This window comes from Nocardia sp. CWNU-33 (genome assembly GCF_046764895.1).
In the GTDB taxonomy this organism is placed as follows: Bacteria; Actinomycetota; Actinomycetes; order Mycobacteriales; family Mycobacteriaceae; genus Nocardia.
In genome coordinates, this window is sequence record NZ_JBKOQN010000034.1 from 1 (window position 1) to 21315 (window position 21315).

16 protein-coding genes are annotated in these 21315 nt (G+C 64.3%); 12 read left to right on the forward strand and 4 right to left on the reverse strand.

The annotated features are described in order from the left end of the window. The first annotated feature begins 420 nt into the window (after positions 1 to 420). Positions 421 to 672, forward strand: a complete 252-nt coding sequence (locus tag ACLMAL_RS31855) for a DUF4158 domain-containing protein (RefSeq protein WP_412002516.1) — start codon at positions 421 to 423, stop codon at positions 670 to 672. After that, complete coding sequence (locus ACLMAL_RS31860) at positions 633 to 1013, forward strand: DUF4158 domain-containing protein (protein ID WP_412002517.1); 381 nt, start codon at positions 633 to 635, stop codon at positions 1011 to 1013. The genes ACLMAL_RS31855 and ACLMAL_RS31860 overlap by 40 nt, the downstream gene beginning before the upstream one ends. On the opposite strand, the gene ACLMAL_RS31865 is transcribed toward ACLMAL_RS31860, so the two are convergent. Next, complete coding sequence (locus tag ACLMAL_RS31865) at positions 949 to 3054, reverse strand: DUF6259 domain-containing protein (RefSeq protein WP_412002452.1); 2106 nt, start codon at positions 3052 to 3054, stop codon at positions 949 to 951. The two genes, ACLMAL_RS31860 and ACLMAL_RS31865, sit on opposite strands and share 65 nt — an antisense overlap. Before the next feature lie 336 nt (positions 3055 to 3390). Here ACLMAL_RS31865 and ACLMAL_RS31870 point away from each other — a divergent pair, with 336 nt between their 5' ends. From ACLMAL_RS31870 to ACLMAL_RS31890, 5 genes are all read left to right on the forward strand, one after another. Beyond that, positions 3391 to 4404, forward strand: coding sequence for a LacI family DNA-binding transcriptional regulator (locus ACLMAL_RS31870; RefSeq protein ID WP_412002518.1), 1014 nt, complete (start codon positions 3391 to 3393; stop codon positions 4402 to 4404). 127 nt (positions 4405 to 4531) lie between these two features. Continuing rightward, on the forward strand, positions 4532 to 5812 hold the full coding sequence (locus ACLMAL_RS31875) for an ABC transporter substrate-binding protein (protein ID WP_412002453.1): 1281 nt from the start codon (positions 4532 to 4534) through the stop codon (positions 5810 to 5812). Between the two features lie 247 nt (positions 5813 to 6059). Continuing rightward, the gene (locus tag ACLMAL_RS31880) at positions 6060 to 6974 is read left to right on the forward strand and encodes a carbohydrate ABC transporter permease (protein ID WP_412002454.1); all 915 of its coding nucleotides are present in this window, start codon (positions 6060 to 6062) and stop codon (positions 6972 to 6974) included. Beyond that, positions 6971 to 7891, forward strand: coding sequence for a carbohydrate ABC transporter permease (locus ACLMAL_RS31885; RefSeq protein ID WP_412002455.1), 921 nt, complete (start codon positions 6971 to 6973; stop codon positions 7889 to 7891). The genes ACLMAL_RS31880 and ACLMAL_RS31885 overlap by 4 nt, the downstream gene beginning before the upstream one ends. A gap of 416 nt (positions 7892 to 8307) precedes the next feature. Next, positions 8308 to 9369 carry an IS110 family transposase gene (locus tag ACLMAL_RS31890; protein WP_412002456.1) on the forward strand — a complete coding sequence of 354 codons (1062 nt, stop codon included), beginning with the start codon at positions 8308 to 8310 and terminating at the stop codon, positions 9367 to 9369. A gap of 310 nt (positions 9370 to 9679) precedes the next feature. Here ACLMAL_RS31890 and ACLMAL_RS31895 read toward each other — a convergent pair whose 3' ends face one another. The 3 genes from ACLMAL_RS31895 to ACLMAL_RS31905 form a co-directional block, all read right to left on the reverse strand. Beyond that, positions 9680 to 9913 carry a hypothetical protein gene (locus tag ACLMAL_RS31895; protein ID WP_412002457.1) on the reverse strand — a complete coding sequence of 78 codons (234 nt, stop codon included), beginning with the start codon at positions 9911 to 9913 and terminating at the stop codon, positions 9680 to 9682. 88 nt (positions 9914 to 10001) lie between these two features. Next, complete coding sequence (locus ACLMAL_RS31900) at positions 10002 to 10145, reverse strand: hypothetical protein (protein WP_412002458.1); 144 nt, start codon at positions 10143 to 10145, stop codon at positions 10002 to 10004. A gap of 12 nt (positions 10146 to 10157) precedes the next feature. Next, positions 10158 to 11378, reverse strand: a complete 1221-nt coding sequence (locus tag ACLMAL_RS31905; protein ID WP_412002459.1) for a PucR family transcriptional regulator — start codon at positions 11376 to 11378, stop codon at positions 10158 to 10160. An 841-nt stretch (positions 11379 to 12219) separates the two neighbouring features. Between ACLMAL_RS31905 and ACLMAL_RS31910 the strand changes: the two genes are divergently transcribed. Genes ACLMAL_RS31910 through ACLMAL_RS31930 form a run of 5 tightly spaced genes read left to right on the forward strand, consistent with a single transcriptional unit; the run spans position 12220 to position 21309 of the window. Beyond that, positions 12220 to 12474, forward strand: coding sequence for an acyl carrier protein (locus ACLMAL_RS31910; protein WP_412002460.1), 255 nt, complete (start codon positions 12220 to 12222; stop codon positions 12472 to 12474). Positions 12475 to 12525: 51 nt separating this feature from the next. Beyond that, positions 12526 to 18477, forward strand: a complete 5952-nt coding sequence (locus tag ACLMAL_RS31915; RefSeq protein WP_412002461.1) for an aminotransferase class III-fold pyridoxal phosphate-dependent enzyme — start codon at positions 12526 to 12528, stop codon at positions 18475 to 18477. Then, on the forward strand, positions 18474 to 19328 hold the full coding sequence (locus ACLMAL_RS31920; protein WP_412002462.1) for a hypothetical protein: 855 nt from the start codon (positions 18474 to 18476) through the stop codon (positions 19326 to 19328). Before ACLMAL_RS31915 ends, ACLMAL_RS31920 begins: the two co-directional genes overlap by 4 nt. Then, a complete protein-coding gene (locus ACLMAL_RS31925) occupies positions 19325 to 19591 on the forward strand; it encodes an acyl carrier protein (RefSeq protein ID WP_412002463.1) in 267 nt (88 codons plus the stop codon). The genes ACLMAL_RS31920 and ACLMAL_RS31925 overlap by 4 nt, the downstream gene beginning before the upstream one ends. Continuing rightward, complete coding sequence (locus tag ACLMAL_RS31930) at positions 19588 to 21309, forward strand: fatty acyl-AMP ligase (protein WP_412002464.1); 1722 nt, start codon at positions 19588 to 19590, stop codon at positions 21307 to 21309. Before ACLMAL_RS31925 ends, ACLMAL_RS31930 begins: the two co-directional genes overlap by 4 nt. The last annotated feature ends 6 nt before the right edge of the window (positions 21310 to 21315 follow it).

Genomic DNA, 21315 nt, shown 5'->3' on the forward strand with positions numbered 1-21315 from the left:
TGCACTACTCGCGGCTTGTCGACGCTGGCGCACTACCGGGACGAGGACATGTCCATCGATGTCTTCACGGCGGTCGATCACGAGCCGATATCCGTCGCGCAGGCCGAAGGGATCAGGTGACACACCGCCCGTTCAGCCCTAGGAGCAGACCGCATTCGACCACATGCTGCTCACCGTCCACGAGTTCCGCGGGTTCAGGATTACTGAAGGCGGTTGGTCGCGAACCCAAGGGGCGATTCAGCCTATCGGCGAAATTGCCCCTCGGGTTCAGCCCGACTCAGGAGCGGCATGAGGGGTCCAGTTGAACGGAAACTGGCGCTAGCGGGTGCTGTCGACCGAAACGCTTTGCTGTGGAGGTTAATTCGCTGGATCGGCGGGTGCTGGCGGGCGTGTGGTGGTTGCATGTCGGTTTTGTGGGTGATGAGGGCGGGGCCGGGTACGGCCAGTTCGGTGTGCTGTCGAGGGTCGAGCTGGAGCGGTTCTTTTATCTCGACAACAAAGGATCGGGAGCTGATCGCGGGCCGCCGGCGTGATTCGAATCGCCTGGGATTCGCGCTCCAGCTGGTCACTGTTCGGTACTTGGGGATGTTCCTGCCTGATCCGCTCGATGTTCCTGGCGAGCTGGCGAGTACCTGGCCGAGCAGTTGGAGATCGCGGATCCGTCGTGCGTGAAGTCCTACATCGACCGGGAGAAGACCAGGTTCGAACACGCTTGGGAGATCCAGCGCAGGGAGGGGCTGATCTCGTTCGCGCAGGTCGAGACCGAGCTGCTGGAGTGGATCGCTGATCAGGCGTGGATGACCGGCGACGGCCCGAAGGTCCTGCTCGCGGGCGCGGTGGGCCGGCTGCGGGAACGCAATGCTCTGCTGCCGGGTGTCACGACCCTGGAACGGCTGGTCACCGACGGCAGACATTTCGTGCTGATCGTTACGGCACCCGTGCTGATCATTACGGTACCCGCGGCAGAACGACCGCGGCGGAGCGAGGACCGAGATTCAACCGTCCACCGCTGAGTTCGAGCCATTCGTCGGTGTCGACTGCCTTGGCGAAGAGCAGCCCGTCGTATCCGTCGACGCGGATAGTGACAGAAGTCGGGCTGGGGTCGTAGTTCGCGACGGCAACCGCGTGGCTGCCGTCCTCGGCCTCGAAGACCGTGTACGGGTGGTGCGCTCGCCCGTTCGCGTGCGTGACACTTGCTCCGACGGTGTCGGTGAAGCGGCCGTCCCACGTCCAGGCCCGCGTTTCTCGACGCAAAGCATCCATTCGACCGCCGTACGCCACGGTGCTCGGGAAGTCGGGTAGCCGCCCCTTGAAGTTGAACGGCTCATAGCTCACGATGTAGCGGTACAGCAGGCATTGAGCGATCATGTTGCGGTCGTTGAAGCCGGTGACAGCGGTCATGAACTGCGCGTGCGGCTGGGTGTAGCGATGTAGCGGGAGATGGTGTCGGTCTTCGCTGCGGTGATAGGAGACCGTGTACGCATCGAACTGCCAGTCGTAGATCCCTTCGCCCGCGTAGAGGAAATCCTCTGGCGCTTGGGTGTCGAGGCGATGAATCAGCTCACGATCGTTCGCGTATGTCGGCGCACCGTAGCGATGACCGTGCTCTTCATCGAAGCAGAGCAGTGTCGGCGAGTGGTGCTGGCACTCGTCGAAAAGCATTCCGTCAGCGCCCAAGTCGACGATGATCTGGAATTGTCGCGCGCACTCCTCGAGATAGGTCTCGTAGAGGAAGCACATCGGAACCAGGCGTCGCGTGTTGATATCAAGTAGCTGCGTGACCGTCTCGTATCTGTATCCGGGGTGCATGTAATAGTCGCCGTACGGATCCTTGACGGCGTGGTCGATGAAGTGCTCACGGAATGCGGCCGTCGACCGGTCTGCCCAATTGAACTTGGCGAACAGGATGACCTTTACACCGAGCGCCTGTACCTCGGCGATCGCGGCCGCGAGGGCGTCGAAACCGCCGAGCCGAGGCTCCGGTTGATGCGACGGGTTGTTGCGATCCTGGCCGCCGTCGTTCCACCCCACGAGCTGGATCGCGGCCACACCGGCTGCGGCGCATTCACGCCCCACCTCGACGAGCCGCTCGAACGGCAGGCGTAGTTCGTCCTCGGGTGAATTGATCTGAATCTGCAGCCAGGAGTGCGGCTCCCGCGCCCATTCGGGCGCGGGCGCACGTCGGAACCAGGTGTCTCGCCATTTCCTGTAGATATCGGCTCCCACGTGCCAGTCGCCGTCGTAGACCTCCAGGAACAGTGGTGTCAGGTTGCGCGATTCTCCCGGACGGATGAACGGCAGATGCACTGCCGCGTAGGTGATCGTCACGGGATGACCGTCGATCTCGTCGGTTTCGGGCACAGTCGCCTCGAGCGAGTCACCGTAGCCGGGCCAAAGCTCGGAATGCCAGGCGACGAGCTCGGTGCTGCTGTTCGCCACACCCAGGTACAGACCGTGAGCATCTCCTTGGATGAGTCGGTACGGCGCGGCTGGCGTTCCGTAGTTGCCTTCCGACAGCTGAGTGGGCACATCGACTCCGAAATAGCCGACGTTGTTCTCATAGGTGGGCCACAGCCGCTGTCGGCTCCCGGCGCCGTAGTCATGACCGATCGATTCGAGCCGGGTGTCACCCGGCGCGGGCCGGAGGTCACCGATATAGGGAGAGTAGACGTTCTCGACGATCAGGTCCGATCTGTTGTCGACGTTTGTCTCGACCGTGAGCCGACGGCCATCAAGACGGTATCGCTGCACGATCCGGATGTCGTGCTCTCCGCCGAACTGCGACCGCACGCCGTTCCAGCGCAGCTCGATCGACGTTCCATCCGCCTCGATAGACGGCGGTCGTTGGTGGACGCCGAACACGGAGTTGTTTCGTCGTCCTTCGAGCGGTAGGAGCAGGCGGAACGAGATACCGAGCGGCTCCCGTCCGACCACGCTCCACCCTGAGCCGACATCGACGTAGGCCACCAGCGCCCCAGTGTCCGCGGCTATTCCCACCCTCGTCGAGTCGCTCTCCAGCCAGCGGATATCGCCGCTCATATCTTTCTTTCCCATCCTGCACGACCACGCCGATGGTCGCCAAGATGTTGCCGAGCAGCCATCCGCGCAACTGGCTTCCGCCGCGGACCACAGCGACTGGCGAGACGATCGCGCGGCCCGCGGTGACGCCAGCTTTTGCGCATCGCACGAGTCCTCGAGCGGTCGCGCAGCTGACTCCGGAACTGGTTGGTGGTGACTGCGACGACCGTGCCCGCAGGAGAGCGACGTTCGGGTTCCACGGTGGCTCCTTCGCGGCCTGGTTGCATCGGGCAAACGTTTTCCCATGTGCTTCGGCACAGTAGTATTACCGAAGCGCTCGTGACAATGCCCGGGCGACAGAAAGGTAGTGTCATGACGCTGCAACGTAGGGTGACGATCCACGACGTGGCGCGGGTCGCTGGCCTGTCCACGTCCTCGGTGTCGCGAGCCCTGACGGGCGCCCGTCGTGTGAACCCCGATGTGGCCGCGCGTGTGAAGGAGGCCGCGCTGCTGCTCGGGTACCGTCCGGATGCTGTCGGCCGGTCCCTCAGACGGCAGGAGACCGGAACCCTCGGCCTCGTGGTCCCCGACATCACCAATCCGTTCTTCCCGTCGCTCGTGCAGGCTGTCGTGGAACGGTCGCGTGGCGCCGGCTTCGGTCTTCTCTTGGTCGACTCGCGGAACAGCGCCGACCTCGAGGCCGAAAGTGTGCGACTTCTGCTCGACAAACGGATCGACGCACTGTTGATCTCGGCGAGCCACCGATTTCTGAGCAAAGCAACGATCGACATGGCGGCGCAGACAGTTCCGGTGATCCAACTCGACCGCGTCGTCGATGAGCAGAAGGCGTACGTGCGCATGGATCAACGTGCAGCGATTGAACTCCTCGTCGATCATATGGTGGCCCAGAACCGCATCCATCTGGCGTTCCTCGGCTCCGATCCCTCCGTCGCCACCTCATGGGAACGTCAGGAGGCGTTTCTGCAGATCGCGCCCGACAAGGATCCCGCCGCGGCAGGACGAATCCTGGTCGGAGATTTCACTGTCGAGTGGGGCCGCGACGCTGCCCACAAAGTACGGCGCCTCTGGCCGGAAGTGAACGGCGTGATCTGCGCGAACGATCTCATCGCCCTGGGCGCACTTCAGGAGTTCACGGCGCAGGGCCTGTCCGTGCCTCGCGACATCTTGATCTCAGGCTTCGACGACACGCTTATCGCCCAGGCGAGCGGGCTCACCTCCGTACGGCAGCCGGTCGACGACATGGCCGAGATCGCCGTGCCAGACCTCATGGCTGGCGTCCGTGGCGACGACGATCCACTGCACGCAGTCCTCGAGCCCGAGCTCGTCATCCGCGACTCCAGCAGGTTGCGCACGGTTACCGGCTGACCCGCCGTGTTCCCAAGGATGGACATGCCGTCTTCCGCAAGCTGTGTTGGGATAGGGCACACATCTCGGCAAACGTTTGCCAGATGGGCTATCGAACAGGTCCACTACCCCGATGCTGGAGTTAGAAATGGCCAAATCCAGGTTCCATGCGGTGGTCGCGCTTGTCGCAAGCGTCGCAGCGCTTATCGGTGTCGCAGCATGTTCCTCGTCGGACGGCGACGCCAAGCACCTCGTCGTCTACAGCACAGATCCGGGGAACCCGAACTACCAGAAGGTCCTCGACGAGTTCGGCAAGGAGAACGGCGTCTCGATCTCTGTCGTCAGCTATCCGAGCTCGAGCTTCATCCAGCAGTTCACCCCCGCCGTCAACAGCAAGAGCCAAATCGATGTCCTGCTCGCCAACGGGCAGGACATCCGCTACCTGCAGAGCCGCGGGCTCGTGGGCTCTCTCAGAGGTGACGTCGACACCAGTGACCTGATTCCGGCGGCTTACGAGCCTTTCACCATCAACGAGAACCTCTACGCGGTCGGGGTCGGTGGTGTGAACGTGACGGCGTTCGTCTACAACCAGGCGATCTTCGACAAGTACGGACTCACAGTGCCGAAGACGATCGACGACCTCATCGCCGACGCGAAAAAACTGCAGGGCACTGGGGTGGCACCGGTCAGCGTGCCGGGCGGCCAGACATACCTTTGGCCGATGTGGATGATGCAGATGCTTCAGCAGACCACGAAGAACACCTCGACGGAGACGACGTTCAACACGTTGCAAACCGGCAGTCCCGCGTTTGATTCGACGGAGTACACCCAGGCCCTGGCCCAGATGGCCAGGCTCGGTGCCGGTGATGTCTTCGCCAACGGGTGGCAGGGTCTGCAGGAGCCGGCTGCGGTCTCACTGTTCACTCAGGGCAAGGCGGCGATGTTCTTCGGCGGTTCCTGGGACATATCGACCATCGTGCAGCAGGCGCCGTCGATGGATGTCAAGGCGTTCCCGTTCCCGAATTTCGTGCCCGGCGTGACGTCGACAGGATTCGGCGGAGCCGGTGTCGTCGCCGCCAGATACGGGAAGATCAACCCGATCCGTAAGACTCTCGCCGACAAGTTGGTGACGTACATGGCTTCGGCCGCTGTCGACAGGCAGCTCCTGTCCGGAGGCGAGGCCATCTGCCTGCCGACAGTGAAATCCGTCAAGCCGCCGGCATCCACAACGTTGCAGACCCAGCTCATGAACGACGTTGTCCCGACCGCGAGCACCTACCTCGACTGGTACTGGCCCAAGCAGGTGACCGCCGCCTACCAGAACAACATGGTCGGTGTGGTCTCCGGATCGAGAACACCGCAGCAGGCGTCGCAAGACGTGCAGAACGCATTCACCCAAGCCAAGTCAGGCGGATGGAAATTCAATTGATGCACTGCTGCGCGAGTCCGCGCAGTCGTCTCAAAACGGTCTGTACGGCCTCCGCGCCGTCGCCGCGTGCCCGCTCCACGACCGCCTCGATCGACCGCTGATGGTTGCCGACCTTCTGCGCCGGGCACACCTTTTGCCGTTCTCGTCGACCGTACACACGTGATGCGACGCCTTGCCGAGGTCGATACCGCTCCGACCCTCACTGGTCGGCACCAACCCCAGACACCGACAACCTCAGGAAGAACCGATGGCAGCGCAGACGCAAGCTGTGCACGTACCACGGCGGCGGTCCCGCCGGTTCCGCTTCGACCCCTGGGCGCTGATCATGGTGCTGCCAGGGCTCACGCTCTTCGCGATCTTCATGTTGTGGCCGTTGGTCAACGCCTTCGCGAACAGCCTGTTCTCCTGGGATGGCCTCGGTCCCAAGGTATTCGCTGGCGTCCAGAACTACGAACAAATCTTCACATCATCGCAGACATACCAGACGCTCGAGCACACGGCGATCTATGCGATCGGAACGGGCGTCGCCAAGGTCGTGCTCGCGTTCCTCATCGCGTTGCTCGTTGCCCGACGTGCTCGTGGTGTGGCCCTATTCCGCTCTGTCATCTTCATACCGGTACTGATGTCGTTCGTGGCCGTCGGTGTACTGTGGACCTTCATTCTCGACCCAAACCAGGGCCTTCTCAACGGAACGCTCGGCGCGCTCGGCTTGCCGCACACCACGCCGTGGCTCGGACAGCCCGGCTTGGCTCTGTGCTCGGTAATGGCCGTCGACGTGTGGAAGTGGCTGGGCTATCACGTCATCCTGTTCGTCGCCGGCCTTCAGGCCGTGCGACCCGAACTCTACGAAGCAGCCAAGGTCGATGGTGCGGGGCGAATCGCCTTGTTCTTCCACGTGACGGTGCCGTCCATGCGCACGATGATCGGTTTGAACCTCATCATCGCAATCGCGGGCGGCTTCAATGTCTTTGATCTCGTTTACGTCATGACGAAGGGCGGTCCAGACGGATCCACCGACACCGTCATGACATTCATGTATCGACAGGCATTCGACGTGCAGCAGTACGGGTTCGCCTCCGCCCTTGCTTCAGTCTCGTTCGTAGTCGTGGCCGTCGTCACCCTCATCCAGATCCGGCTGCTTCGTTCGGATTACAACGCATGAAAGGGGCCGAATTGATGGTCGACACCGGTGTCGCCGTTCCCGCCGCGGGCTTGGCGACCGCTGCGAATGAACCGGCGCGGAAAACCCGTCGTAAGCGCAGATTTGTATTCGGAATGCCCAGGGCAGTCGCGCTGATCCTGTTGTGCGCCCTATTCGTCTATCCGCTGGTCTGGATGGTACTCGGCGCGTTCAAAACGCAGAGCACCTTCTTCTCGAACCTTTGGGGCCTGCCCTCCAACTGGGACTTCCAGAACTTCTTCGATGCATGGTCGGTCGGCAACATCGGCCGCTATCTGCTGAACAGCGTGATCGTGACCGGGTTCAGCGTGCTCCTGGTCCTCGTTCTCTCGCTTCCTCTTTCCTTCGCCTTGGCGAGGACCCGGTTCATCGGGGGCAAAGTGATCTTCGGGTTGTTCATCATCACCCTGTTCATGCCACTGCAACTGCTCATCATCCCCATGTACGAGCTCGAAGCGAACCTCGGCATCATCAACACTTATTGGGGACTCATCCTCCCGTATTCTGCCGGTGCGCTTCCCTTTTCTGTGGTGTTCGCGACTTCGTTTTTTCAGGGCCTTCCAGCCGAACTCGACGAGGCCGCACGGTTGGATGGCTGCAACCTAGGACAGGTATTCGTATGGATATGCCTGCCTTTGTCACGCCCCGCGATAGCCACGATTGTCATCCTCACGTTCTTGAACACGTGGAACGAATTCATTCTCGCCCTCACGCTGACCCAGTCCGACAGCGTCCGAACAATCCCGGTCGGACTACTGAACTTCAGCCAGCAGATGGGACAGACAAACTATCCGCAGTTGTTTGCGGCCCTGACCATGGCGACGACCCCGATCTTCGTCGTATTTCTCTTGACGCAGAAGCAGTTCATCTCCGGGCTTGTGGAGGGGGCGGTCAAATAGCCGCACATGGAGGTCGCTCGACGGACCCGCAGGCGACGAAACTATACGCGCCCCAGATCTTTCGGCTCTGTGGTTTCGACTGTGGTACTGCACACCAGAATGCCGGAGCAGCTTCGATGGAAGTCTGCAAGGGGGTCGATATTGGTGAGATCGCATAATCAACTGTCGACTTATCTATACGCAGCGGTTCGTGGTCGGGGTTAGCTACCCCGTAACGTCCCGCAGGTGACCAGGCGGGGTGACTCGTCAACTGTCTGTCGCCGGTGTGGCCGACTTGCTCGCGATATGTCCACCGCCTGGTCTCCGTTCACGGTCTGACTCGACAGAGGTATGACGACAACACGCTGCGACGAGGTTCTGGAAGTCGACCTGTCGGCCGTGGATCTCCCACCCGACGAGGCGAGGAACCGCACCTGATGATGCTGATCGGCGTCGACCCACACAAATCCACCCACACCGCGACCGCTCTCGATCCGGCGACAAATTCCGATCAGGGATCGATCCGCATCGACGCCACCCATGCCGGCTACCGGAAACTAGTGGACTGGGCGCGGCAATGGCCCGAACGCACCTGGGCGGTGGAGAACGCCGACGGCCTCGGCCACCACCTGGCGCACTGGTTGGTCGCCACCAGCGAGACTGTGGTCGACGTAGCACCTGCTGCGACGGCGCGAGTACGGCAGCTCTCCCGCGGTGGCCGCCGCAAGAACGACCGTATCGATGCCGCAGCGGCGGCCAGCGTCGCGGCGATGCACGGTGACGCGCGGCCGGTATGCCCAGAAACACACGCCGACTCCCTCGCTTTACTCGATGAGCGGCGGAAAACCCTGTCCGAGAACAGAACTCGCTCGGTCAACCAATTACATGCGCTGCTGCGCGAGCTGCTGCCCGGCGGGGTGCCCACGGGCCTAACCGCCGCCAAGGCCACAACTGTTCTCCGTGGTCTGCGCCCGATCAGTGGCACCCACCGTGTCCGGAAGTCGTTGGCCAAGGACCTGGTCGCCGATATCAAACGTTACGACGCACAGCTGGCCGAGAACGCCGCGGCGATGAACGACCTGCTCGATCAGCACGGCACTACACTGCGCGAAATACCCGGCGTCGGACCGGTACTCGCCGCCCGCGTCATCGGACGCACAGGACGGGTCGGCAGATTCCCGACCGCAGCTGCCTTCGCGAACTACACCGGCACCGCACCGGTCGAGATCGCTAGTGCCGATTCGACTCGTCACCGTCTGTCCCGCTACGGCGACCGAGACCTCAATTCCGCGCTGCACACAATCGCGATGATCCAGATCCGGATGCGCGGCACCACGGGCCGCGCCTACTACGACAAGAAGATCGCCGAAGGCAAGACCCCGAAAGAGGCCAAGCGCTGTCTCAAACGCCGCTTAGCAGATTTGTGCTGGCGAACGATGACTCGGGACGAACGACGCACCGGGCCAACCGAATCCAGCCACCACGCCGGCGCAGCTTGACAGATACAGAGGTATCGCGAGTTCTCGGTGCCCAGCCCGAAGGGGAACGTAGGCGCGGTCCCGAGGCGTAGCGGGTCCAAGTGGCAGCGGCTTGGGCTGAGACTCGGGTGGTCGTCTTGTGCCGGTTGTAGTCTCGGCGACGCGCCGAGATCAGACGCCGGTCCCTCGTCATCGAGGTAGAAGAAACGCTCCAGCTCCACCCGCCAGTACACACAGAACCGGCCATAGCCCTCATCGCTCACCGCGACATGAAATCGTCCACAGCTCAATACCGCCCACCACCTGCCGAGATGGCGATCTTCCCTTAGAGCTACTTTTCGCGCGGATGTTCCTGCATTGCCTGCAACAGCTGCCGTGCCGCCGCGGCGTAGCGAATCGCGGTGCTCGGGTCGAGCCCGAACACGACAGCGAGATGGAGCGGATCCGGTCCGTGTGTAAGAGCTTCTTCGAGCTGGCGGTCGACGCGAAGCCGCTCGACGGTGGCCTCAAGACCGCAGCATGTCAGCCGGACCCACGTCGTGCTGACCGGCGTCTTAGACCGCATTCCGCCGGACTGAACCGACTGCCCGGCAGCCGGCGGTGCCCGCCGAGCGGAATCCGTTCGAGGAGCAACTCGGTCCACATCGCGACGTTCAGATGCTGTCGAAGTCGGTGGATATCGCCTCGACCGTGCTGCCTGCCTCGTCGTGGCTCAGCGCGGTGGCCACGTCGGCTTGGACGATGATGCCGACCAGCCGTCCACTGTCGAGCGCCGGGAGGACGATCCCGGTGATCACTCGGATGTGGCGTCAGGTGGTTCGGTAGGTGCGGGCGACCAGGGCCGAACGCAGGTACCAGAGGCCGGAGGGTTGAGAGGGGTCGAAGCCGGTGAGTTGGCCGATGCGTTTGAGGCGATAGTCCACGGTGTTGGTGTGCACGTGCAGGACTCGGGCGGTGCGCTGGCGGTTGAGGTTGTTGCCGATGTGGCGTTGCAGGGTTTCCAGTAGTTCGGGGTGCTCGTCGAGTGGATCGAGCAGTGAGCCGAGGTATTCGCGTCCCGGACCGGGGCGGGTGAGCTGGTATTCGAGTGCCAGCTCGTCGAATCGGTACATTCCGGGCACCGCTTGCAAGCGCTGCACCATGTCGAGCAATTCGTGGGCCTGGTCGGCGGCGTTCGAGATCTGTTCGGGGGTGGCCTGCACCAGTGTCGCGGTGATGCCGACCTGCGCGGCGTGTGAGAGCTGGTTGACCAGGGTGTCGAGGCCCTCGTTGTCGAAGGTCGCCGAGGGAATGAGAATGGTGCCGCCGTCGACGCTGAGCAGCGACAGCGCGCTGTTGCCGCAGCGGGTCGCCAGCTCGGCCTGAACTCGGCGGAGTTTGCGTCGGGCCACGACCTGACGGTCGAGGGCCGGGTTGCCTTCGTCGCGATGCGCCGGAATCGCCGCCGCGACAACGACATACGACTCGGCGATGGCGATCCCGCATTCACGCGCCATGGTCGAGGTGCTGTGCCCGCCCAATAGTGCCGAGGTGAGCGTGTGGACGGCAGTGTGGTGTTCGCTGACCACCGCGCGCAGTTCCCTGACATAGGCGACCGAGACCGCCGAGGTGATCATGTCCAGCATTTGCACCACCATGTGGGCGCCGTCGACCAGATTGTCGTAATCCTTGATGGACGCGTTGGAGACCACCAGGTTGAGGCCCATCTGGAAGCCCTCGTGGATGGAGTGGTGGATCGTATCGATGGGCACGCCCTCGCGTGCCCATCCGGCGGCGGCGTCCTGGAGCCGCTGCAGCTTCTGCGGGATGCCTTGTCCGTCGAGCATGCTGACCGCGAGCTCGAGGCAGGTCCTGGTGATGGTGGTGACGTCACCGGAGATGGCATCCACCGGAAGTGTGCCGCAGGGGATGACATTTTCCACGAAGTGACCGACCATCTGGCGCGATAGCGTCCGGACATCTTTCAGCGGGGACGACATCGGCTGACCTGCCAAGGTCAGACTCGGCCAGGTCGAACTGTCGACCGACATTGGCGACTCCTTTGCCCCCGGAATAGCTGTGCAGGGCATTCACAGTAACTGTCCGAAGCGGGGCGTGGATCGATTCGCGATCTTCTGTGACAGCGAGGGGGCCGGTCGGTGTGCCCTTGTGAAGGGCCACAGGCGTCATGGGGGCTACTGGCGAGTAATGAAAGCCGTCACACCTGATTGTCGGACCGGAAGTTTGCGGGACGTTCTGCCGTGGCGGTAGGGCCTCGACGGCGAGGTAAAGAGGCTGTTAAGCGACTTCGCATTCTTCTCGAATTATGATAGAGCCCAATTCAATTGAAAAATACCGATGGGTTGGTATGGAAGTGTCGCTGACCGACCTGTGAACCTCGCGTGAACAGCGAACTTTACAAAAATAGGACATGTTCCACTCTATCGTGGCGGAATTGGAATCTTATCTGTGACAACGAATCTCAGAATTTGTTGTCTCAGACGCGGTGTCTTCAGCTCTTGTTTCCGGGGCGTGACACCACGTTTCGCGCACTGCGCAGGATCTGATTAGCCGAATAGTTGCTCATCCATCAGGCTGGCTGTGCTGCAGCTGTTTTCGGATTGCAGGCCGCAAATCGACGGTGTACAGATGGGTGCATGCGCCGATGTTGTCGATAACGGTTGTGCAAGTTGACGAGATATGAGACATAACAGTCTTGATTGCCGATATCGGAGGGCAAGTGATCGCAGTCTCGGCTGGCGCCGAATCCTGCGCTACCCAGGGGAAACACTTTTACCGCGAGTCGATGGCAAACCCATCGGTCCGCATTCTGCTCACGGGGGAAGCGGAAGATTCCAGCGCAATGGGAGGTGCGAAATGATAGCGACACAGATGGTAAGCGAGCGCGTGTGTGAACTATTTCGACACGGTCTTCAAGTGGCCGAGATCGAGATAGACACACCGTTGCTGGATTATGGCTTGGACTCGGTCCGTTCGGCCGAACTCGTGATCGATCTCGAGCGAGCCTTCGGCATCGAGATCTCCGATGAGGAGGCTTCGACGCTGCACACCGCACGCGTGGTGATCGACTGTGTGTCAGCGAAGATCGGGCAAGCAGCAGTCCGCCGCGCGGGAGTCGGAGCCTAGGCCGTGACTTCGAATACGCACTTATCGGATGCAGCGTCGAGCAGTCCCTTGGTGTCCGAAGTGTTCGATGATTTCGCGCGGCACAACCGCCCCGGCCTGGCCCGGCTACTGCGCGCCTGTCACCTCGATATGATTTACCCGGGCGCCGAGGGGGATTGGTTGATTCGCGCCGACGGTTCCCGGGTATTGGATCTGGTCGGCGGGTTCGGCGCAGCGCTGTTCGGGCACAACCATCCGGCACTGGTGCGGGTGGCGACAGCGCGGCTGAATCAGCAGTCGCCGTTCGTGTCTCAGGGCAGCGTCCGCCCCGGCGCGGCCCGGCTGGCCCGCCGACTGTCCGAGTCGGTCGGCACGGCCACCGATCGCGAGTACGTGGTGACCTTCGGTGCTACGGGCGCGGAAGCGGTGGAAGCGGCCATCAGGCACGCGGCGGTGGCGCATGCCCGTTCGCTCACCGACCTCGAGACCGAGTTCCGTCGCACCCTGCGTCGCGCTCGCCGTGACGGGCTGCACGACGTGCGCCCGATCGTCGTCGCAGGGGCTGACGATGCCGCGGACGACCGCCGATCAGTGGCCCAGCTGCTCACCGACTCGCTGCACGAGATCGAGGAGATGCGCCGTCGCGGACCGATTTTCGTCTCGCTGGCGGGCGCATTCCATGGCAAGACGGCAGGCGCATTCGCCCTGACCGAGCAGGCCGACACACCACCAGATCTGGTGGTGCCGGGCCCCGAACGACGCAGGCTGGACACGTGGTCGCCGCGCGAAGTCGCCGCGGCGTTCGCCGGCGAACTGCGGCTGGTGTGCCGAATCGGCATCGACAGCGTGGGTCGCCCCGTGCGGTCCTGGATGTCGATCTCGCCGATCGCGGCGGTGTTCGCCGAACCGATCCAGGGCGAGGGCGGTGTCCACGAGGTGCCGGCCGAGACGCTGCGTGCGCTGCGTGCGCTGGCCGACTTGCACACGGCTGCATTGGTTTTCGACGAGATCCAGTCGGGGATGGGTCGCACCGGAACATTCCTGGCGTCGGCGCCCTCGGGTGTGGTTGCCGACTACTACCTGCTGTCCAAGTCGCTCGGTGGCGGATTGGTGAAGATCTCTGCCCTGCTCGTCGATCGCGCACAGTCGATCGGTGATTTCGGCAGGTATCACACGTCCACTTTCGCCGACGACGAGTTGTCGTGCGCGGTTGCCGATGCTGCCCTGGACCTGCTGCGCGACAACCAGATCCGGATATTCGACGTCGGAGCTCGATTGCGGGCGCGGCTGGATGCGGTGGCGAGTCGCTGGCCGCGCGCGATCGCAGGAGTGCGCGGCCGCGGGCTGCTGCAGGGCATCGAATTCATCCCTCCGGAGCCGGAATCCGCACTGCTGCGCAAAATCTGCGATCCGGACATGTTCGGGTACGTGGTCGCGGGCTACCTGCTGCACGCCCACGACATTCGAATGCTGCCGACCCTGTCCGCACCGACCACCCTGCGTATCCAGCCCTCGGCCTTCCTCGCCGAGTCCGAGATAACTCGGTTGGCGACGGCGCTGGACGAGGTGGCGGCACTGTTGCATCGCGGCGACCTGGCCACCCTGCTCGCACATTTGTCGAGCTCGGTGACGACGAATTGGCCGCTGCCCGAACGGACATCGCCCTCGGTCCGGCGCACCCACGAGGTCGCGAGGGACTGGAACGCACCGACCAGGGTGGTGTTTCTTGCCAACTTGCCCGAGGCCGCCGACCTGCGACGGTTCGCTCCCGAACTCGCCGAATGGTCGGACATCCAGTTCGCCGCATTGTTCGAACGCTTGCGCGGAGTGGCCGATCCGTTCGAACTGACCAGGCAGATAGTCACCTCGCCGACCGGCGCCCAGGTGGAGGTGTGCCTGATCGCGGTGCCGATCTCGGCCGAGCAGATCATCGAATGCCTGCGGGCCGGGCACCGGGCCTGGGTGCGCGATCTGGTGCTCGAAGCGGTGGAGCAGGCAATCGAGCTCGGCGCCACCGTGATCGGGCTCGGCGGTTACACCTCCATCGTCACCGATGCCTCCCGCGACGTGGTGGAGGACACCGTCACGGTGACCTCGGGGAACTCGCTCACCGCAGCATCCGCCTACGAGGTGGTACGCGCGGAGCTCGCCCGGCTGGAGCCGGGTCGACGACGGGTCGGCATCCTGGGCGCACTCGGCAACATCGGCGCCGTGATGGCCGAACTTCTTGCCCCACTGGCAGATTCGGTGACCCTGATCGGGCGCATCGGATCGGCGAAGCGACTCGACCGGGTCGCCGCAACGCTGGAGGGAACGGTCGAGGTCAGTGAGGACCTGGCCACGCTGCGCGACTGCCACATTGTTCTGACCGCCACCAACTCGGCCGTGCCTGTGGTCACCGCCGAGTCGCTGGCCGACGACCATCGAGTGCTGGTGGTCGATCTCGCGGTCCCCGGCGACGTGGATCCCGCGGTGTCCCATCGTCCGAACATCACCCTGGTCTCCGGCGGCCGTATGGCGCTGCCGCTCGGCCAGACACCTCCGTTTCCCGAAACCGGGCTGCCCGGCGGGGTCGTCTACGCGTGTATGGCCGAAACCATTCTGCTCGGCTTCGAGCCGCACACGGCGAGTCCCTCCTATGGCGGCCTGTCCGCGGCAGGCGTGCGCGCCGCCCGCGACCTCGCCGCCCGCCACGACGTGCACCCGGTTCTGCTTCCGACAGGAGCTCCCACCGTGCCCCATCCCGCTTCCACCCCGTTACCGGGCCCGATGTACCTGGGCGCCGCCGATTTCACGGTCGAGAAGGCCGGCGGCAAGGCAGGCACACTGCATGAACTGATCGTCGCCGGATTCGAAGTGCCGCCGGGATTCGTCGTCACCGCCGATCTCGACCTCGCCGAGGTCGCCGACGAGGATCTCCAACGCTGGGTGCAGGCAGTCGGCGGATTCCCGGTCGCCGCGCGTTCCAGCGGCGTGCTCGAAGACCTCGACGATGCGAGCTTCGCCGGCCAGTACGAATCCTTCTTGGACATCACCGATGCGGCGACGCTGCGCGGGTATATCACGCGATGCCGTGAGTCGGTGCACAACGAACGCGTCAGTGCGTACTTGTCCCGGCACGGCTACCGCGAGGCCGGTGCGTCGGTGGCGGTGCTCGTGCAACGAATGATCGATGCCCGGTGTGCCGGTGTCGGTTTCAGCATCGACGCACTCACCGGTATCGAAGACCACGCGGTGGTCGAATGCTGCAACGGCCTCGGTGAACGCCTGGTCGCCGGGCACGTCACGCCGACGAGGTACACGCTGCGCCTGTTCGGTGGTGACGTGGTGGCGCGCGACGCAGGCGGCGAAGACGTCGAATTGGCGCCGGCCGCCATCGCCGAACTCGCGGCGCTGATGCTTGCGGTGCAGGCGCATCGACATCGCCCGCAGGACATCGAATGGGCCATCGATGGCGCGGGAAAGCTGTGGCTGTTGCAAGCCCGGGCCATCACTGCCATCTCCTGGCGCACCGACATCGACCAGTTCTCCGACGCCGACCTGCGTGACGGTGGCGTCTCGGCGCGGGTCTGCACGCCGATGATGTTCTCCTTGTACGACAACGCATTCCAGTTCTCGATGCAACAGTTCTTCGAGCGCCTGGGGCTGGCGGACCCGAATGAAGAACCCGACTGGATGGCGATGTACTACGGCCGGGCCTACTGGAATGTCAGCGCGGTCAAGAAGTGCTTCCGGCGCATCCCTGGCTTCGACGAACAGCATTTCGACGACGACCTCGGTGTGCTCAATGAGTATGGGCCCGAGGGGCCAGTCCGCACCCCGAACAACCCGAAAACCATTGCCCGCGCACTGCCGGTCGCGCTTGCCGTGCAGCAGAGCTACCGTGCGCAGCTCGACGAGGTCGCCGCATTCGCCGCCGAATGGCCTGCGAAGTACGCGGTATGGCGGGATCGGGTGCGCGAATTGCCGCACACCGACGAGGCTACTTTCGTCGCGGACCTGGCCGATTGCCTGCTCACCTTCCATGCGGCCACCGAACGCACCTACTTCACCACCATCTACAACAACTCCAGCGTGCAGACGGATTTCAAACAACTCCTCGACAAGGTCGACGCCGCGTCCGGCGGCAGCACCTCGGTCATCGATCTGATGGGCGGGCTCGCCGATATCAGCCACATGCAGCTGCAACGCGGCATCGTCGAATTGCATCGGGTGGCCACCGATCACGGCCTCGACAGCGCCGAATGGACCACAGCACTCGACGCGTTCCTCGATGAGCAGGGGTTCCACGCCGACGCGGAACTCGACCTCACCAGCCCACGCTGGTCGGAGGCGCCCGAGCGGGTGCGATCGATGATCGCGACGATGCTCGCACACGGCACCCCGCCTGCGGATCCCGATGTGACGCTGGTGGATCAGCGCAGGCGCTACGAAGACGAGCTCGCGGCGGTGCGCGCGCGAGTGCGCGCCAAGCCGTTCACCCGACTCAAGCACGCCAAGGCGTTGGACAAGCAGGTCGACCGGATGCGCAGGTACCTCGTTGCGCGCGAACGGATGCGGGAGTTCTCCTCCCAGTGCTACGCGATCGTGCGCGCCTATGTCGTCGAGTCCGGGGTCCGGCTGGCGGCGGCCGCAACCATCGAGCAGGCAGACGACGTGTTCCAGCTGTCCATCCATGAGCTCACCGATCTCGCCGCCGGACGCATCGACGTCGCCACACTGGCACCGCAGATCGCTTACCGCCGTGCGGTGTACGCCGGATATCGCGATCTCTTGCCGCCGCACGAACTCGGCGGCGGCGTCACCGTCGGCGCGATCCGTGAAATCGGTGACGGCGACCTGACCGGACTCGGTTGCAGCCCCGGCATTGCCGAGGGCTCCGCGCGGGTGATCACGTCACTGGCCGACATCGACCAGCTGCGTGCGGGCGACATCTTGGTCACCCGGTTCACCGACCCGGGCTGGACCCCGGCGCTCGGGCTGGTCGCGGCGGTGGTGACCGAGGTCGGCGGGATGCTCTCGCACGCGGCGGTCATCGGGCGCGAGTACGGCATTCCCGCGGTGCTCAATGTCGCCGGGGCCACCTCGGTTGTTCGGTCGGGGCAACGGATCCGGGTGGACGGCCGCGCGGGTGTGGTCAGCGTGCTCGACCCCGAGGCCTCGACGGAGTCGGCCGCCGCCCCGGGGACTGGCTCGGCGGCGCAATCCACGACATCCACGGCGGCGCAGCCTCGGACAGCAACGGCGGCTCCGCGCGCGAGGGTGCCGGTCGATCAGCCGACGGCCGACGCGACGGTATTGCCGACCGCAGCCGTGACGATCGTGCCGGATGCCGGGACAGGAGCACCGAAAGACACTGCGCCACTGGCGCACCCGACTCGCAGTAGGGATGAGCAACTGAGCGCACGCAAACGCCTGATCTGCATCGCCGGTGGCGACGGCTCGGGCAAGACCACGCAGGTGGCACGAATCGCCGCGGAGTTCGAGGCACAGGGACAGACCGTTGCCGCGGTGACGATCTGGGATGCGTTCCTGGATCCGAAGGTCTCCTCGAAGCTGCCGTGGCGCAGCCCCGCCGAAATCTACGGCTACCTGAAGTTGTTGTCGCCGCTGAGTCGCGCGCACTTTCTGTTCCACGCGATGCAGCTGTCGTTCGATCTGGCCGCCGAGCGCGGCGTGGACATCATGCTGGCGAATGCATACTGGTACAAGTACTTTGCCACCGAGGTGGCGCACGGCGGTGACCCCGCGGTGCTGCGGCAACTTGCAGCGGGCTTCCCGGAGCCCGACCGCACCTTCTATCTGACCGTCAGCCCGCAGGATGCACTGGGGCGCAAGCAGTTACGCAGTGACTACGAAAGCGGCTACGGCGACGAGGCAGCCTTCCTCACCTTCCAGCAACGCAGCCATGATGCCCTGGAGGCACTGTCGGAGGAGTTCGACTGGGTGCGCCTGGACGGCACCGCTGCGCCCGCTGACATCACCGAGGCCGTGCTCGCACAGCTGCGGGAGGGCGATCGATGACCGCGACATCCACGCGCCGCGTCGCCATCGTCGGCATCGACGGCGCGGGCAAGTCTTCGGTGATGGCCCGCCTGCGTGAGCTCGCACCGGCCGGGGACGGGTCTTTCGCGTCGATGACATGCCCCGACTTCCACAACACCAGAAACGTGCCGCTGACCGAGCTGTCCGAGCAGCTCAAGGCATTCAGCGTCGGCTGTGACGAAATCTCCAGTCTGGAGATGAAGGCTACCGCGATGTACCTGCAGATGACGCTGTTCGGCCCGGTCGAACGGCATTTCGTGCAGACCTGGTCGCCGGATGTGCTGGTGTTCGAACGGCATCCACTGATCGAACTGCTCGTCTACGGTCCGCTGTACGTCGCGCTCGCGCGTCCGGACTGGAACGGCCACGACCGGCAGGACGAGATCGCCGCTGTGTTGGAGCGGCACCGGCCCGGCACCTTCGCCGACATCCTGGCCTGGCAGCGGTCGGAGTCGACCCGCCTCGGCAGCTCGCCCGATATCTGGGATCTGCTGTCGGAAATCGCGGATCTGGTGCGACGGGACGTGACCGCGTCCGTGCCCGGTTTCGCTGCCCGCTTTCGCACCACACTGCCCGATGCCGTGCTCTGGCTGGACGCTCCGCCCGAGCAGGCCGCGGCGCGGTGCGCTGAACGCTCGGGGGACGGGCCCACTGAGGCCCATGAAACAGCAGAGCGGCTCGCAGCCCTGCGTGACGGATATCTACGGGTGCGCGACACCCTCGCCGCGGCCTTTCCCGAAGTGGGATTCCACCGCATCGACACCGGCGACGGTGTCGACATCGAGGAGTCGGTGCGCGCCTGCGTGACGGAAGGGAAGTTACTCGGTTGAACACACGGACTCCCGACAATGCGGGAATCCCGGCGGCCGACGTCGAGGTGCAGGTGCGCGCCGTCGTCGCCGAGGTGCTGTGGGTCTCGGCGGACGATCTCGACGCGTCCACACCACTGATCGACTACGGCTTGGATTCCCCGACAGCCATCGAACTGACGATTCAGCTGGAGCAGGCGTTCGGGATCGATATTCCCGAAGATGCTGCGGCACAGTTGAACACGATCGAACAGATCGTGCACTATGTGAAGGACCAGTCATGATCGGCGGGCTCGAGCCCCAGCGGCCCAGCATCGTGCACGCGCTACTGGCCAATGCCGAACTGGGAGCCGACGCTCCCGCCACCGTCTTCGTCCCGGAGCGCGCCATCGACGGTGCGGGCGACGTGAGCTGGCGGCACGACGAACTTGCGGCGGCGGCGTCCCGGGTCGCCGCAGGTCTGGCTGCCGAAGGCGTCGGGCCGGGCGACCGCGTCATGCTGTGCCTGCCCACCTCACCCGAGTTCGTCACCGCGTTCTTCGGTGCGCTGCTGCTCGGTGCGGTACCCACGGCCGTCGCCACGCCGGGTGGCTTCGGCTCGGCAGACATTTTCCTGGACAAGTTCACCCGCCTGCTCGGCTATCTGGAACCGGCGGCGGTCGTGGCGAGCGTGGCAGTGCTGAACGCCGCACCGATGCCGGACTCCGTGGCCGCGATCGACGGTGCAGTGCTGCACGCACTGGCCTGCGCACCGGATGCGCCCGCGCTGCCCCCGCGGTTGCCTGCCCCCGGCGATCTGGCGTTCATTCAAGCGACCTCGGGTTCGACGGGCACGCCGAAGGGGGTGCAGATCACGCACAGCAACGTGGCTGCCAATTGCGAGCAGATCGCCGCGGCTGCGGCAATGGGCCGCGGCGACACCTGGGTGGGCTGGCTGCCGCTGCATCACGACATGGGACTCATCGGCGGCTTCCTGACACCGATGTTCTGTGGCTTCGACGCAGTTCTGATGCCGCCGAGCAGATTCCTGCGCAGCCCGGGGGACTGGCTGCGGACGGTCGGACACTATCGCGGAACCCTCACTGCCGCACCGAATTTCGCCTACGGCTATGCGGCGGCACGGGTGCCGGATGCGGAACTGGCCGATGTGGATCTGTCCAGCTGGCGATTCCTGTTCTGTGGCGCGGAGCCGATTCACCCGCCGACCGTGCAGCATTTCGTGGACCGCTTCGTGGCATGGGGGTTGCCGAAGGACGCATTGGTGCCTTGCTATGGCATGGCCGAAGCATCCCTCGCGGTCACCGTCGCCCGCCCGCACACGCCGGTGGCCTTCGACTCGGTGTCGCGCGAAGCATTGACCGGAAGCGGTGTGGCGCTGGATGTTCCGGTCGGTGACCCGGATGCGATGCAGATCGTGGATTGCGGCGCGCCGGTGGACGGGACCGAGGTGCGAATCGTCGACGCGGATGCGGCCCCGTGCGGCGACGACATCGTCGGACGCGTCCAATTCCGCGGCCCGTCGACCACGGTCGGCTATTTCCGCTTGCCCGAGGCGACCGCGGCGGCCACCCGCGATGGCTGGTGGGACACCGGCGATATCGGGTACCTGCGCGACGGCCGATTGCGGATCACCGGCAGACACAAGGATTTGATCATCATCCGGGGCGCGAATTACCTGCCCACCGATTTCGAGATCGCGGCCCAGGAGGTGGCGGGTGTCCGGCTCGGCGGTGTCGCGGCCGTCGGTCACGCCGATACCGCGGGTCTGTCGGAGGAACTACACCTCATTGTCGAATCCGGCTCGGACGCAGCACAACACGACGCATTGCGCAGGGCGGTGCGCGTCGCAGTGAGCAAGCGGACCGGAGTGCTGCCTGCCGGGGTGCGGGTGGTGCCACCGCGCAGTATTCCCAAGACCACCAGCGGCAAGGTGCAGCGTGCCGAGGCGCGACGCCTGTTCTTGCTCGATGACGGCCTGATCGATGCCGGGGGTGCCGCATGACTGCTT

What these genes read in the sequence shown, in the direction of transcription:
- ACLMAL_RS31930 (WP_412002464.1), top strand. Translation starts at nt 19,588, where the DNA reads ATGATCGGCGGGCTCGAGCCCCAGCGGCCCAGCATCGTGCACGCGCTA.
- ACLMAL_RS31875 (WP_412002453.1), top strand. Translation starts at nt 4,532, where the DNA reads ATGGCCAAATCCAGGTTCCATGCGGTGGTCGCGCTTGTCGCAAGCGTC.
- ACLMAL_RS31885 (WP_412002455.1), top strand. Translation starts at nt 6,971, where the DNA reads ATGAAAGGGGCCGAATTGATGGTCGACACCGGTGTCGCCGTTCCCGCC.
- ACLMAL_RS31905 (WP_412002459.1), bottom strand. Translation starts at nt 11,378, where the DNA reads ATGTCGGTCGACAGTTCGACCTGGCCGAGTCTGACCTTGGCAGGTCAG.
- ACLMAL_RS31865 (WP_412002452.1), bottom strand. Translation starts at nt 3,054, where the DNA reads ATGGGAAAGAAAGATATGAGCGGCGATATCCGCTGGCTGGAGAGCGAC.
- ACLMAL_RS31895 (WP_412002457.1), bottom strand. Translation starts at nt 9,913, where the DNA reads ATGCGGTCTAAGACGCCGGTCAGCACGACGTGGGTCCGGCTGACATGC.
- ACLMAL_RS31870 (WP_412002518.1), top strand. Translation starts at nt 3,391, where the DNA reads ATGACGCTGCAACGTAGGGTGACGATCCACGACGTGGCGCGGGTCGCT.
- ACLMAL_RS31855 (WP_412002516.1), top strand. Translation starts at nt 421, where the DNA reads ATGAGGGCGGGGCCGGGTACGGCCAGTTCGGTGTGCTGTCGAGGGTCG.
- ACLMAL_RS31880 (WP_412002454.1), top strand. Translation starts at nt 6,060, where the DNA reads ATGGCAGCGCAGACGCAAGCTGTGCACGTACCACGGCGGCGGTCCCGC.
- ACLMAL_RS31890 (WP_412002456.1), top strand. Translation starts at nt 8,308, where the DNA reads ATGATGCTGATCGGCGTCGACCCACACAAATCCACCCACACCGCGACC.
- ACLMAL_RS31920 (WP_412002462.1), top strand. Translation starts at nt 18,474, where the DNA reads ATGACCGCGACATCCACGCGCCGCGTCGCCATCGTCGGCATCGACGGC.
- ACLMAL_RS31910 (WP_412002460.1), top strand. Translation starts at nt 12,220, where the DNA reads ATGGTAAGCGAGCGCGTGTGTGAACTATTTCGACACGGTCTTCAAGTG.